This window comes from Streptomyces sp. NPDC107521 (assembly GCF_055598485.1).
In genome coordinates this window covers 1-1,201 of sequence record NZ_JBVKAT010000047.1, presented here as the reverse complement: position 1 = coordinate 1,201, position 1,201 = coordinate 1, and the positions used below count along the sequence as shown (strand labels likewise).

The window sequence follows — 1,201 nt, the reverse complement described above, 5'->3', positions numbered from 1 at the left end:
TAGGTCTGAGCTGGGGGTGGCCGCAGAGACCAGCGAGAAGCGACTGTTTACTAAAAACACAGGTCCGTGCGAAGCCGTAAGGCGATGTATACGGACTGACGCCTGCCCGGTGCTGGAACGTTAAGGGGACCGGTTAGCTCCATTTCGGTGGGGCGAAGCTGAGAACTTAAGCGCCAGTAAACGGCGGTGGTAACTATAACCATCCTAAGGTAGCGAAATTCCTTGTCGGGTAAGTTCCGACCTGCACGAATGGCGTAACGACTTCTCGACTGTCTCAACCATAGGCCCGGTGAAATTGCACTACGAGTAAAGATGCTCGTTTCGCGCAGCAGGACGGAAAGACCCCGGGACCTTTACTACAGTTTGATATTGGTGTTCGGTTCGGCTTGTGTAGGATAGCTGGGAGACTTTGAAGCATGCACGCCAGTGTGTGTGGAGTCGTCGTTGAAATACCAGTCTGGTCGTGCTGGATGTCTAACCTGGGTCCGTGATCCGGATCAGGGACAGTGTCTGATGGGTAGTTTAACTGGGGCGGTTGCCTCCTAAAGGGTAACGGAGGCGCCCAAAGGTTCCCTCAGCCTGGTTGGTAATCAGGTGTTGAGTGTAAGTGCACAAGGGAGCTTGACTGTGAGACCGACGGGTCGAGCAGGGACGAAAGTCGGGACTAGTGATCCGGCGGTGGCTTGTGGAAGCGCCGTCGCTCAACGGATAAAAGGTACCCCGGGGATAACAGGCTGATCTTCCCCAAGAGTCCATATCGACGGGATGGTTTGGCACCTCGATGTCGGCTCGTCGCATCCTGGGGCTGGAGTCGGTCCCAAGGGTTGGGCTGTTCGCCCATTAAAGCGGTACGCGAGCTGGGTTTAGAACGTCGTGAGACAGTTCGGTCCCTATCCGCTGTGCGCGTAGGAGTCTTGAGAAGGGCTGTCCCTAGTACGAGAGGACCGGGACGGACGAACCTCTGGTGTGCCAGTTGTCCTGCCAAGGGCATGGCTGGTTGGCTACGTTCGGGAGGGATAACCGCTGAAAGCATCTAAGCGGGAAGCCTGCTTCGAGATGAGGGCTCCCACCCACTTGATGGGGTAAGGCTCCCAGTAGACGACTGGGTTGATAGGCCAGATATGGAAGCACCGTGAGGTGTGGAGTTGACTGGTACTAATAGGCCGAGGGCTTGTCCTCAGTTGCTCGCGTCCACTGTGTT

Annotated in this window: 1 rRNA gene (cut by a window edge); it reads left to right on the top strand. The window is 56.3% G+C overall.

The features are described 5' to 3' along the window. A 23S ribosomal RNA gene (locus tag ACZ7LB_RS31855) occupies window positions 1–1,179 on the top strand (it extends 2,114 nt beyond the left edge of the window). Window positions 1,180–1,201 lie beyond the last annotated feature (22 nt).